Source organism: Vagococcus penaei (assembly GCF_001998885.1).
Taxonomy (GTDB): domain Bacteria; phylum Bacillota; class Bacilli; order Lactobacillales; family Vagococcaceae; genus Vagococcus; species Vagococcus penaei.
The window spans coordinates 1,368,997-1,382,773 of record NZ_CP019609.1; the positions used below are offsets into that span (position 1 = coordinate 1,368,997).

The 13,777-nt window shown below is 32.3% G+C and carries 11 protein-coding genes; 8 read left to right on the forward strand and 3 right to left on the reverse strand.

All coding sequences use genetic code 11. The annotated features are described in order from the left end of the window. Nucleotides 1–150: 150 nt before the first annotated feature. On the reverse strand, nt 151–285 hold the full coding sequence (locus BW732_RS11715) for a hypothetical protein (protein WP_257787332.1): 135 nt from the start codon (nt 283–285) through the stop codon (nt 151–153). 285 nt (nt 286–570) lie between these two features. Between BW732_RS11715 and BW732_RS11790 the strand changes: the two genes are divergently transcribed. From BW732_RS11790 to BW732_RS06600, 4 genes are read left to right on the forward strand one after another with little or no spacing between them, the layout of a single operon-like run. Further along, a complete protein-coding gene (locus tag BW732_RS11790; protein WP_126844216.1) occupies nt 571–711 on the forward strand; it encodes an EntF family bacteriocin induction factor in 141 nt (46 codons plus the stop codon). A 42-nt stretch (nt 712–753) separates the two neighbouring features. Further along, nucleotides 754–2,040 (forward strand): GHKL domain-containing protein, encoded by a 1,287-nt coding sequence (locus BW732_RS06590; protein ID WP_228414917.1) that lies wholly within the window; start codon nt 754–756, stop codon nt 2,038–2,040. 12 nt (nt 2,041–2,052) lie between these two features. After that, a complete protein-coding gene (locus tag BW732_RS06595) occupies nt 2,053–2,796 on the forward strand; it encodes a response regulator transcription factor (RefSeq protein ID WP_077276009.1) in 744 nt (247 codons plus the stop codon). Between the two features lie 33 nt (nt 2,797–2,829). Then, nucleotides 2,830–2,976 (forward strand): cysteine peptidase family C39 domain-containing protein, encoded by a 147-nt coding sequence (locus tag BW732_RS06600; RefSeq protein ID WP_077276010.1) that lies wholly within the window; start codon nt 2,830–2,832, stop codon nt 2,974–2,976. A 1-nt stretch (nt 2,977) separates the two neighbouring features. Here BW732_RS06600 and BW732_RS06605 read toward each other — a convergent pair whose 3' ends face one another. Further along, entirely contained in the window at nt 2,978–4,147 is a 1,170-nt protein-coding gene (locus tag BW732_RS06605) for an IS256 family transposase (RefSeq protein ID WP_077276011.1), read from the reverse strand. A 300-nt stretch (nt 4,148–4,447) separates the two neighbouring features. On the opposite strand from BW732_RS06605, the gene BW732_RS06610 reads away from it, so the two are divergent. The 3 genes from BW732_RS06610 (at nt 4,448) to BW732_RS06620 (ending at nt 10,583) form a co-directional block, all read left to right on the forward strand. Then, nucleotides 4,448–8,209, forward strand: coding sequence for a pectate lyase-like adhesive domain-containing protein (locus BW732_RS06610; RefSeq protein WP_077276012.1), 3,762 nt, complete (start codon nt 4,448–4,450; stop codon nt 8,207–8,209). Between the two features lie 234 nt (nt 8,210–8,443). Continuing rightward, on the forward strand, nt 8,444–9,271 hold the full coding sequence (locus BW732_RS06615) for a WxL domain-containing protein (RefSeq protein ID WP_077276013.1): 828 nt from the start codon (nt 8,444–8,446) through the stop codon (nt 9,269–9,271). A 151-nt stretch (nt 9,272–9,422) separates the two neighbouring features. Then, nucleotides 9,423–10,583, forward strand: a complete 1,161-nt coding sequence (locus tag BW732_RS06620) for a WxLIP family cell surface protein (protein WP_077276014.1) — start codon at nt 9,423–9,425, stop codon at nt 10,581–10,583. Between the two features lie 125 nt (nt 10,584–10,708). Here BW732_RS06620 and BW732_RS06625 read toward each other — a convergent pair whose 3' ends face one another. Beyond that, nucleotides 10,709–11,656, reverse strand: a complete 948-nt coding sequence (locus BW732_RS06625; protein ID WP_077276015.1) for a glycosyltransferase family 2 protein — start codon at nt 11,654–11,656, stop codon at nt 10,709–10,711. Nucleotides 11,657–11,936: 280 nt separating this feature from the next. On the opposite strand from BW732_RS06625, the gene asnB reads away from it, so the two are divergent. Further along, entirely contained in the window at nt 11,937–13,772 is a 1,836-nt protein-coding gene (gene asnB, locus BW732_RS06630) for an asparagine synthase (glutamine-hydrolyzing) (RefSeq protein WP_077276016.1), read from the forward strand. Nucleotides 13,773–13,777 lie beyond the last annotated feature (5 nt).

The following is a 13,777-nucleotide window of genomic DNA, read 5'->3' on the forward strand; positions in this document are numbered from 1 at the left end:
CAAGTAAAAAAACAAGCATAAATATTGTAAAAGGGGACATCAAAATTTCTTTAAATGAATACCCTGAATAAACCATTATTAAAATAGCTCCTAATAGAACAAAACTGTCAAGCACTACATAATATAGTAAGAGGTGCTCGTTAATTTTTTTTAACAAGAGAGAGCAGCTCCTTTTAAACCTCCGCCTAAAATTATTCCACCTGCAACACCTGCAATACACTGACCTACTCCCCCAGCGTTAATATCTTTTACTTGAATATCTTTTAATTCTTGATACTTCTTCATTTGTTATTCCTCCTTATATCTTTAAGACACCTAAGAGTTCTTATTTAGTAAGCTTTTTTTGAATTAATTTCCTAGTTGCCTTTTATTTTGAAGCAATTAAAGTATAACATTTTATAAATTATTACTGATTATTCCTTCTGAAAGTACACGAAAATCCTTCCTGAGATATAAAAAAAACAAGCTTAGGAATAGATTGAGTATCGTTCAGGAATACTTAATAGTTTTAAAACAGTAATGTGTCATAATGCATGTATATAATCTATGAATACATAAAGGAGAATTTATATGTGTAAGAAGAATTTGTTAAATAATAAGTGTTCAAATGAGAAGTTGAAAAAAACAATTGGAGGAGATAGAGCAATTAAACAAGGAACTAGTGCAACCAGTGTAGCTCAGTGCTTACTTTCTTTGTTTAGAAAGTGTTAGAACTCTAGATTATTTGTTATTATTTAATCAGGAGGGGTTACCTTGATTACAATAGATACAAAAGCATATATGTTTCGTATGATAGTTAATATTTCTTTTCTATATTTTATGATTTTTTATATTAATAAAAGTCATGTTCAAAAAATTAAGGTAAAGCTACTTTTTTTATTGATTGTAACATTTTTGGCAGATGTCTTCATTCATTTTTCAGATATGATACCAATTTTTGGGGGATATTTTTTATTAAAAAAAAAGAATGAGAATGAAATAGTTTTATTTAACAACTTAATCATATGTGTATTGATTAATTACTGTATATCTATGTTGAGTTCAACTACAATGATTATTCTTTTTTCTAATAAAGGACCGAAGGGTTATAGTTATGTTCTAGTTCAAATTGGATTAGAAATAGTTTTGCTAGTGAGTTGTATTTTGATTTACAAAAAATATAACATCAAGGAGTCTATAGAAAAGTATAGTTCTAAAAAAACAGCGGTATGTTTATTATATTTAGTCACAATAACAATATTTTTGTCATATGTTGCACGATTTTATCAAATATTTGATCTTTTTATTATAGGAATTTTAACTTTTTTAATTATTCAAACAATATTTGTTCTTATTTTATTTTTTAGAATAAATATTAAGCAAAAAGAAAAGTATGAAGAAAAACTAAAAAATCAAGAACTTATTTATTTAAAAAAATATACGGATCAATTAGAAAAAAAACAAGATGAATTAATAAAATTTAGACATGATTATAAAAATTTATTATTAAGTTTTAAAGAAACTGCTTTTGAAAATGATAACGATGAATTATCAAAACAATTTCAACAATTGGAAAATTATTCAAATGCATATTTGTCAGACTTAGATTTTGATTATCGTAATTTTCATTATATTAAGAATAATTATTTAAAAAGTTTACTTATATCGAAATTTTATAGAGCTAATAAATATCAATTAGATTGTCATTTTGAGTGTTTAGAAATTATAGATGACGTTCCAATACCTGTTTTTGATTGTGTAAGAGTATTGGGTATTATTTTGGATAATGCTATAGAAGCGGGTAAGGAAAGTAATGATAAGAAGATGAGGCTTATGATTTATAAAGATGTAAATCAAATAGAGTTTTTAATAGAAAATAGTTGTTTAGAAAATGTATTACCTATCAAAAACATGTTAGATAATGGTTTTACAACTAAAAAAAATCATCAAGGAGTAGGAATGAGCACAGTTCAAGATATTAATAGGAAAAACCAAAACATGTTTGTTCAATATGAAAATAAAAAAAATTTTTTTATTACTCAAATTATTTTAATGTGGTAAGGAGGATAACTTATGGGATACCCCATTGTTATTTGTGAGGACCAAGTTGTCCAATTAAATCAATTAGAAACAATTATACAAAACTTTATTTTATTTCATAATAGTTTATTTCAAATTAATTTGAAAACACAAAGTCCAATTGAAGTTGAAAATTATTTAGAGACATTCAATCCTATGCAGGGGATATATTTTTTAGATATTGATTTGAATCATGAAATAAATGGAATAGATTTAGCAGAAAAAATACGCTCAAAAGATGTTCAAGCTAAAATAATTTTTGTTACAACCCACGATGAAATGGTACCTTTAACGATTCAACGTCGAGTTGAGACGCTAGGATTTGTTACAAAAGATCAACCATTTGAAGATTATCGAGCAGAGATTATTGAATTATTAGCTCTAGCTCAAAAAAGAATTGATGCGACAAGAACAAGTACTAATCAGGCCTTTATTTTCTCTGTGGGCTCTCAGACGTTTACTTTGGATTTGCAAGAAGTACTATTTATTGAATCATCAATACTTCCCCATCGAGTAATACTTTATGCTAAAAATGGGCAATATGAGTTTTATGGAAATTTAACAGAATTAGAGAGAAAATACCCTATGTTTTTTAGAATTAATCGTTCTTGTTTATCTAATTTATCAAATACACAACAAATAAATTATAAAACAAGAAATATTCATTTTGATTCGGATTTAGTTAGAACTTTTTCATTAGGAAAGGCCACAAAAATTAAAGAACATTTAGAAAAATAAATATTTTTATGTTTAGTAGAAAGGGTTAGTAATATGTGGTATCCATATATTAAACAACTGGACCAAAAAGATTGTGGTGTCACGTGTCTTGCGATGATTTTTAAAAGTAATGGTATGGAAATTCCCATTCGGTTGTGTCAAGAATTATGTGTAAATGGAAAAATCCACTCTGTTGGTTAAGTTAAAACATTGATTCTAATGTATCCTGTATTTCTTTAAATCCTTTATGAACTCGACATAAAAATTTTTGATTGTAGCTGTTAAATTGAGTGACTAGGAATCTCTCTAGAGATTCTTCATTAGGGAATTGCTCTTTTCTTTTTGTATATTTCTTTAATTGTTTGTTAAACCCTTCAATCAAATTAGTTGAGTAAATAGTTCTTCTGATTGATGGAGGAAAATTATAAAAGGTTAATATAGCAGGATTCATGAGTAATTTAACTACTCGTGGATACTGCTTTTTCCATTTATCTATCATAAAACTGATTTGATTCATGGCTTCTTCTTTTGAATCTGCTTGATAAACTAATTTGAAATCATTACAGATTTCTTGTAGATCACTAACGCGAACCTTATGAGCGATATTTCTAGAGACGTGAACACAGCATTGTTGAAATTGTGCATTTGGATAAATACTATGGATACTATCGTTAATACCACTTAAACCATCAGTTACGACTAATAAAACCTCTTCTAAACCACGGTCTTTTAGGTCTTGAAGTATCTCTTTCCAAACGTAAGCAGATTCAGTTGGAGCAATGGTAAATCCAAGAATTTCTTTGGTTCCATCTAATCGAATACCAATCACAATATAAATGGCTTCTTTTGAAACGGTTTGTCTTGTTAATGGAATATGAGTAGCATCCATAAAAACAACTGAACATTTAGGTTCTAAAGTTCTTTCTTTAAAAGCTAAAACATCTTCAGATACAATTTTACTTATGTTTGAAATAGTTTGTGGTGTGTAATAATGACCATATATTTTTTCAATTAAATCAGAGATTTCAGACATGGTTATTCCTTTTTTAAATAGCTGAATAATAGTAGTTTCTAAGGAATCATTCGTTCTTTTATAGGCAGGTAATGTTTGTTGAGAAAACTCACCATTTCTATCTCTAGGAATGGTCAAGTTTAATTCTCCATACTCTGTTTTGAATGACTGTGAATAATTCCCATTTCGGGAATTTCCTGAATTAAATCCAGCACGATCGTATTTTTCATAATCAAGAAAAGCTGTTAATTCAGCTTGTAGAAGTGTATTGATAGCTAGTTCTAAATGATGGCGAAATAAATCATCTAAATCGCCGTTATTGATTAGTGTTTCCATAATTTCTGTAGTAAAATTAGTCATGAGAAAGTCCTCCTATAAAATTTTTGTGTCGTAACTTTAATTTTACAGAATGGACTTTCTCTTTTTCTACCCTAAATTTCTATTTACACAAAATATTTTACGCTATCATTCTTATAGAGTAAGATAATATTTATTAGTATTATATATTGGGAAAATAATAACAAAAAAATGTTTTTTAACTATATAAATTATTTATCTAGCCTATTCAAGGTAAGATAAATATGGTAACATTTCAATATACCACCTTTTATGAACAAGAAAAAACATTAACTAATTAGATATGAAAGTAGGTGATGCATAATGAGAAAAAAGAGTTTATTGATTACATTAGGTCTAACTAGTATCTTATTTTTTTCAATGGTACATCATCCAGTGATTGGATATGCGATTGATACAGATGAAGATACTCTCGTACAAAAAGCTCAGGTAAGAGATAATTCTTTAGGAAAACAACAATTTATACAAATAGATGACTCTCTTCCTACAACCGATTTTTCTGATGAAAACCTGTTCATTAAAGGTTATAAAAATAAAAACAACTTATTTAATAATTTGGAAGAGTATCAATTAAATACTGATGGAACGGGTATTATTGCTAAAAATATCGGAAAAGAAATTTCAGAGATACAAGCATTAAATGGTGATAAAGACGCATTGAAGAAATTAATTTTAACAGATAATGAAGCAAAAGCTTATGGGTTATTGGGCGGAAAGAGAATCGATGTAACCGATCAGATAATAATTGATGATTTGAAAGGACTAGAACAAGCTACAGCCAATGGTCTTGAAGAGTACAAGATTCAGTTAAGAGTTCCAGCAGAAGTAACTGGTACAGGAATAGCGTTAATGAGTGAAGTAATTGTGTATGTAGGGAAAGTTACAAAAGTTCATACATGGGATGAACTTGATAAAGCTTTTATGAGTAATGATATACAGATTATTGACGTTCAAAATTCAATGACGAATATCCATACTAATCGCTCTGATCGTGTGTTAGCAGATAATCGTTCCGACTATGTTTTATTGGGTAATGGTCATTCATTGGACTTTTTGGGCTATTCTTATAAATGGGGAAACAATACGAATATTACGCATAAACCGATCATTGACAATGTTGACATGTATGGTGGACATTATTTTGGTCCTGTCACAATGTGGGACCGAAATGGGTATGGCTCAAGTATTACCTATCGTAATGTGAATTATACTGGTTCGCAAGTGACAGCTTCTTTTCAAGCAGTGATTCGTTTTGAAGGTAAAAATAATATTCGGTCATCGGGTTCACAATATACATCATATGACGGAATTGTTCGTAATATGGCTGGTGGGGGAGATAACGATCAATCGGGTTTAGAATCGCATACCTTAGTCTTTGGTGAAAACACGGATACTTTAATCGAGGTGACGAATGGTGATGGGGTAATCTTGGGTAGTTGGTATTCTGATTGGGATGAGGTATCACGTATCCAACCTTCTATGACAGTTGAAGAAAATGCGAATGCAACAATTCGAACGTTAGGTAATGCTGGCGAGAGTAATTCATGGCAGACAACGGGTGGGACAATTCCTTCTGTTATCAGTATGCAACGTAATGGAAAAATAACCGTTGGAAAAAAGGCGAATTTAACGATTGAAACAGCGGATGGTACGACACGTGTACCTATAAGAATGGGTTACAATACTTCTGTGCCAAAAGAGTGGCAAACAAGTATTGAAATTGGTGAAGACAGTCAATTAAATATTAACGCCAATGGTCCAATTGAAACAGCTAGTTCTCGAGCGGCTATCATGATGCAAGATAGTTCGTTGATTGACATCGGTCGTAACTCTAAGTTAACGCTCAATGCTAATAATATGACAACTGGTGCACCGGTTATTTCAATGGGACGTAATGCTAACATTAAAGTAGATGAAGCAGGTCAGTTCTTGGTCGATAAAACTAACGGACGTGGACGTATATTAGACTTGTCTGCGGGATCGAATTTCTTAGTTAGTGATGAAGGTATTGCAAGATTTCGTTCAACAGGAGAAGTAAGTTCAACAGATGCGATGATTCACGGTGGACGGGATTCTAGTTTTATAGTAGGCGATCGAGGTATATTTGAATCAACGATTGTTGACGGAGCAACTACTCGTAATATGCTAGATTTTGATAGTAATGCAACGTTCACTTTTGCTAATGCTCGTAAAGTTGATTTGGATGGTCGGGGTAATCCGAATGCTGAATTAATTAGTATGACTCAACCAGGAAAGTTTACTGCAGATATCCAAGAAGTTATGGCTTGGAAAAATGAGGACTCTAATCGAGAGGAACCAACATTTACTTGGACACCTATGTACGGTATCAAAGTAGATTATAATGGTTCGAAAGTGACAAAAGCGTCAGGTAATAGTGTGACAAAACCAATTCAAGATAGTTTCATTGATAATTATCGTACAGAAAATTTTTCACGGGTATTGTATAACTATATTCCTGATGTCGTGCTACGTTTTGATGAACCAAGCGATAATCGTGAATTAACTAATGGACGTGAGTTGACAGGTGTTGTTAATAATAACGCAGCACTACAATTTTATCTTGTGAAAGATGAAAATGATGCTAGTCAAGATGTCTTACTAACACGCCCTACTGTACCGTCACCTGTTGAAGGTGATTCCCGTTTATTTCATACAATTGCTGATGGGGATGGAAAGTTTACGTATGTCTTACCTGAAAATTTACCCCTCCGAGCAGGTGAAAAAATTAAAGCTTATGCTTGGCTAAATGGTAAGGATGCTACTGAAGTACAAACAGTTGTCGATAAAACTCCTCCGACGGGTGAAGGAAAAGACTATGTGAGTTTTGTAGGTGAAGAACTACCCGATCCAAGTATCTTTGTTCAAAATCCTCAAGATACTAATCCTAAAAAGCAAAATTTTACCTATGAATATGTTGATCGTAATGCAGTATTAGAGTTATTAAAAAAACCTAATATTTCAGGAGAAGATGTTTCAATTTATTTATATGATGATGCCAAAAATAGAGCAGTTGTGACGGGTTCACTAAAAGTTTACAAACAGGCAAGTGGTATAAATGCTAATACTCCAGTGACATTGTCGTACAGTGATATTAAAGAAATGGATGACCAAACTCTGAGTAATTATATTATAATGCAAAGTCAACCAAGTGGTTATAGTATTTCTGATGGTCAACTATCCGTTTGGAAAGATACAATTAAATTTAAAGTTACTGATTTAGGTGAGTTGAAAGGCTTACAAAATCTAGTATCAGATAAGGATTATCCAGTAACACTAGCCTTACCAAAAGAAGTAACAGGTTTATCTGCTGATATCACAGAAACAATAGTTGTTAACATCATTAATCTGGATGCTATTTTAACGATTGAATTTCAAGATGAAAGTGGCCAAGTTCTGACTGACTATACAATGACTATTGGTCATGGTCAATCAATAGATCAAGAATTATATGTGGGTGACACTCTCGATTTGACACAGCCTGAATATAGCGCAATTGATAAACAACTAAATACCTTAGAAACAACAGGTTATGCTATTAGTATGCGACCAGATAATGAGACAAAAGTTAAAATTGACGCGACTGAGCAGACACTTATCTATCAAGTTAATGGTCAGCTATTTTTTCAATCAACACCAAGTACAATTGATTTTGGTAAATTGACGTATAATGCAAGAAAAAATAGAGTAGACAATCCTAAAATTGCAGGTGATTTAGTCATTGCAGATACACGTGCAAATAAATCAAAAGGTTGGCGTTTGACAGCTACTTTAGAAAATGACATGCATAATCCTAAGACTGGTTCAGTTATGAGTGAGTCGTTACAATATGTCACACATAATGGGGAATTGATTGTATTAAATAAAGAGGAAAATATTATTTATCAAAATGATAATGGAGGGACTTATGATATTACGAATGATTGGGGAAATACGGGGACAACACCTGGCTTGAAATTAATTGCAGATCCTAGAAAAACGACGGGTTCTAATATCGGAAATTATCAGACTACTATTATATGGACAGTCACTGCAGATCAACCTTAATGCTTAACAAGATTGTGATTTTCTTGACTCAATGTTCATTATAGCGTGGTTTAGATATGAAAAGAATTTACTAATTGCCTATTTGCCTATTGTCTATAAATAATTGAATAAATAATCACATGATAGCACGATACGAGTGGTCCATTAGGTTATATGTTTGAAAAAGTAGATCATACTTAGCTAATTAATCTAAGCAAAAGATTAATACCACGGTTTAAAAATTAGGAGGAATTAATGATGAAGTTTAGACCTTTAGGGACATTAGTAGTACTGACAGTTTTAGCAAACATAATTTTTGATCCAATGATTGCAAAAGCTGATATTGCCACAGAGTTGCCAAGCAATGGTATCTTGACTGTTGAGAGTGGGACGATTAATCCTAGTAATCCAGATCCAGAGAACCCAATAACAAGCCAGTATATACCTGATCCAGAAAATCCAGAGAAATCACTTAGCCCAACTGATTGGGGATTTGTTACAAATGGAACAGATATGTCTAAGGGAATATTCGCATTGACTAATTTGAACTTTGGTACAATCAAAGTCGGTAGTCAACAAGCCTATGCTGCGCCACTAAAGCTGATGGGAAAAGATGAAGAAAATAAAGATGTGGTTAAAGAAACACGTGGAAATATGATTGTATTTGGTGATATATCAGGTGAAGCGACTGGCTATACCATTAGTGCACAATTAACTAAACAATTTGCATTAAAAAATGCACCTAACCAGACACTAAAAGGCAGTACAATCACGTATACTAATCCTCTACTAGTAACGTCCGTATTCGATGGAGCACCAGTTAGCCAGATTACTGGCCAACTTAATCCTAAAGTTGTTTTAGATGAGAGTGGTGCTGCTCAAGACGTTGTTAGAGCGAATAAAGGCGAAGGAGCAGGTTTCTGGTCATTAGAGTTCGGACAAAGTAAGGACTATAATGGATTAGGAAATCTAGCAACGGATGCACAATCTGTTGTTTTAACTATTCCACCAATAACTGCAAACGTAATTTCAAAAGGTGATTATGTTGCTGAAGTGACTTGGACGTTAGGTGCCGTGAAATAATGTTAGGTAGAAAGTAGCATGTCGAAGTGGTGAGCAGATAGAGATACTATTATCTTATCAGTTTGCCACTTTTTCTAATTTAAACAGGTGTTTTCACGGATGCAAAAAACAAATAGACTGGCAATAAATTAGACACAAGAAGGAGAATTATATGGCACATTATTTTAAAAGGAAACGATTGGTCATAAATTATTTTTTACTGTTAACCCTAATTTTTTTAAGTACCCTACTTCCTCAATCAGTTTTAGCAGTTGACGAAAAAGAAAGTCAGGTCAATGCAGTAGGTTTTACTTATCATCTTCAATTTCCTGACAATCAAACAGACAACCAATTAGGCTATTATGATTTGTTGATGAAAACGGGCCAAAAACAAAAATTAGCTGTTATTTTAACAAATCCTGGAGAATCTGAAGTAATAGTTCAATTAAGACTGAATGGTGCTAAAACAAATTCAAATGGTGTGATTGAGTATGCTAATAGTCATATTAAAAATGATGCTTCACTCAAATTTCCTTTTGAGGAGCTTGTAACGGCTCCAGAGACAGTGGTACTAGCCCCAAAAGAAACAAAGCAAGTTGATTTGGAGATTAATATGCCAGAGGAGAGTTTTGACGGGGTTATTGCAGGTGGCTTACAAATGATGCGAGCAAATAGCGATACTCAACAGACCAATAATACAGCATCACAAGTTATCAATAAATATGCGTATGCTGTATCGATTGTCCTACAGGAAAATGATAAAAAAATGACACCAGATTTAGTGTTCAATCGTGCTTATGCAAGCCAACAAAGCTATCATAATACTATTTTTATCAATTTTTCTAATAGTATTCCAACTTATATTAATGATATGACAGTGGAAGCTCAGATTATGAAAAAAGGTAGCCCAAAAGTTTTATATGACGCAAAAAAAACGTCTATGAGGATGGCACCGAATTCTTTTATTGATTTTCCAATTAGTATGAATAATGAGCGTATGATACCTGGAGAATATACGGCACATGTTTTAGTAACTGCAGGTGAGCAGAAATGGCAATGGACAGAAGAATTTATGATTGATGAACAAGATGCAAAAAAATTTAATGAGCGAGATGTTAGTTTAGGTAAAAGTAATAGTTTAAATTGGCGATTTATTATCCTGATTACTGGTGTTGTTATCAGCTTAATCGTACTAGCTATTTTAATAGTAGTACGTTTATATAATCATCAAAAAAAGACTCGCACGGAGTTTAAACAACATAAACGAGGGCGTCAAGGAACAACTAATGTGTCGCATAAATTAAGAACTAAAAAATCAAAAAAAAGAAAGTAAAGAGAAATCTTTTCATTAAAGCCACAGAAAGCTAGTTGATAACTATGATTGATGCTTAAGATGATTCTTTTTAAAATAAAAAAACTTAGTTTAATCACTTGATATTCAAGGGACTAACTAAGTTTTTATTTTTGCTTATCTTTTTTTAGAGCTTCCTCTGTTTCACGGATAATAAATATCGGTCGCTTTTTCGTTTCTAAGAAAATTTTTCCGATATACTTTCCGATGATACCAAGACATAGTAGCTGTAAGCCACCTAAAAAGAGAATGATGACAATCATTGAAGGCCACCCTGCTGTGGGATCACCGTAAGCTAACGCACGGATAATAATAAAAATCATACCGACGACCGCAGCTAAACAAGAAAAAACGCCTGTATAGGATGCTATGTTTAGTGGTGTATCGGAAAAATTAATGATGCCATCAATGGAGTAGCTAAATAATTTCCAAAACGACCAAGACGTTTCACCAGCGACGCGTTCTCGGTTCTCAAAGGAAATGTATTCAGTATTAAATCCAACCCAACTAAAAATTCCTTTTGAAAAGCGATTGTACTCAGATAATTCTAAGACAGAATCAACCATTTGACGTGTCATTAGACGGTAGTCACGTGCACCGTCGACCATTTCAGTATCACTAATTTTATTCATTAATTGATAAAATTTCTTGGCAAAGAAACTTCGAATTGGTGGTTCACCTTCTCTGGTAGAACGGCGTGTTCCAACGCAATCAATATCCGAAGTGGTAATCCGTTCAATCATTTGTGGTAATAAGTCAGGTGGATCCTGTAAGTCAACATCCATGACAGTGACTAAGTCTCCAGTCGCATATTTTAGACCAGCATATAGTGCCGACTCTTTTCCAAAATTACGTGAAAAAGATAAATATCGGACAGTTGGATATTGGCTTGCTAAGAGACGCATTTCTGCGAGCGTCTGGTCATGGGACCCATCATTAACAAAAATGTATTCATAAGTATACTGGTGTGCTTCACGAATTTTTTCCATTTCTTTAAAGAAAATAGGAATCATTTTCTCTTCGTTAAAGCAAGGAATAACAATGGATACTTTCATGTAGTAACTTCCTTTATTTTAATTGTAGTATTCGACTACTAATTGTAGCATTTTTAAGATAAAAAAGAAACTTTCGCCATTTTTTAGGCATTTCAAATTATTTTGTTTTATAAAATTAAAATGACTGTGTCTAACTATGTTAAGAGAATCGTAAAATTGCTATAATAAGACTTGTAATCTTTAAATTCTTTCAGATTTAACGTATACTTAAGAGATGTGAGACGAAACTAATCTTATTTAGAAAAACAAACTAGATTGACTATAAATGGAGGATTAATATATGTGTGGTTTTGTAGGATACATTAATCAAGAAATGATTGCTTCTGAGACAATCAAAAAAATGGCTGACCGAATTATTCACCGTGGTCCAGATGATGAAGGCTATTTCCAAGATGATTTTATTTCAATGGGATTTAGACGATTATCCATTATCGATATTAACCATGGTAATCAACCAATGGCTAATAATAATGAAACAAAAATGTTAACGTTCAATGGCGAAATTTATAATTATTTAGAATTACGTGAAGAATTAAAAGCTTTAGGTTATGTCTTTAAGACAGACGTGGATTCTGAGGTATTAATTCATGGTTATGATGCATGGGGTGAAAAATTACTCGACCGTATTCGTGGGATGTATGCCTTTGTCATTTATGACTCTGAGAAAAAAGAAGTCTTTGGGGCGCGTGACCATTTTGGAATTAAGCCACTTTACTATTATAAAGACCAAGAAACATTCTTATGGGGTTCTGAAATCAAAGCCTTTTTAGACCATCCAAAATTTATCAAAGAACTAAATGAAGAACTACTACCGGTTCATTTGAGTTTTGAATTTATTCCGAATGACGAAACAATGTTTAAAAATGTCTTCAAATTAAATCCTGGTCATTATTTCTTATATAAAAATGGCAAATTATCTGTAAATGAATACTATCGTTTTGAATTCAAACCAGATAATAGTTTAACAATGGACGACGTGAAAAAAGAAATTATCGATACGGTAGATGCATCGGTTAAAAAACATATGATTGCGGATGTTGAAGTGGGTAGTTTCTTATCAAGTGGGATTGACTCAAGCTATATTTTAAATGAAGCGTCTCAAGACGGAAATGTTCAATCATTCTCTTTAGGTTTTGCGGATAAAAATATTAGTGAATTAGAGTGGGCGCAACAATTTGCGGCTGAAATTGACCAAAAAAATACTGCGATTTTAATTGATGATCATGATTTCTTTGATATTATTCCAACAGCGATGTATCACATGGATGAACCATTATCTAATCCATCAGCGATTCAACTATATTTCTTGTCACAAGAAACAAGTAAACACGTGAAAGTTGCTTTATCTGGAGAAGGTGCAGATGAATTCTTTGGCGGTTATAATACGTATTTAGAGGCTGATGCTTTTGAGACATACAATAAATTTACGACACGAACAATGCGTAAATTATTCGCTCAAACAGCAAAACGGTTACCACATTTTCATGGTCGTCGTTTCTTAATGCGTGGAGCTGAAGATATTAGCGAACGTTATTACCGCGTGAACTATGTATTTAATGAAGCGGAACGTAATGAACTATTAAAAAATCCAAAATACAATAAACCATCATCGACATTTGTTAAGGGTCTATTTAATGAAGTGAAAGACCAAGATCCTGTAACACAAATGCAACACTTTGATATTCATGAATGGTTAGCTTATGATATTTTACATAAAGCGGACCGTATGAGTATGGCAAATTCACTTGAAGTGAGAACACCACTAGTTGATAAAGAAGTGGCTGCAGTGGCGATGAAAATGCCTGTTAATACACGCGTAAAAGATGGTGTGACAAAAGTTGCATGGCGTGAAGCCTCAGAAAGTAAATTACCAGATCGTATTGTAAATCGTGAAAAATTAGGCTTCCCATCACCATTAGCAACTTGGTTGAAGCAAGATAAATACCAAAAATTAATTAAAGACGCCTTTAATTCAGCAAGTGCAGAAAAATTCTTTAATACAACTTATTTAAATAAATTGTTAGAAGAACAAAAACAAGGTATTGCTAATATGCAAAAAATCTTTACTATTTATACTTTTATTAAATGGTATGAAGTGTACTTTATCGAGAATTAATAAGT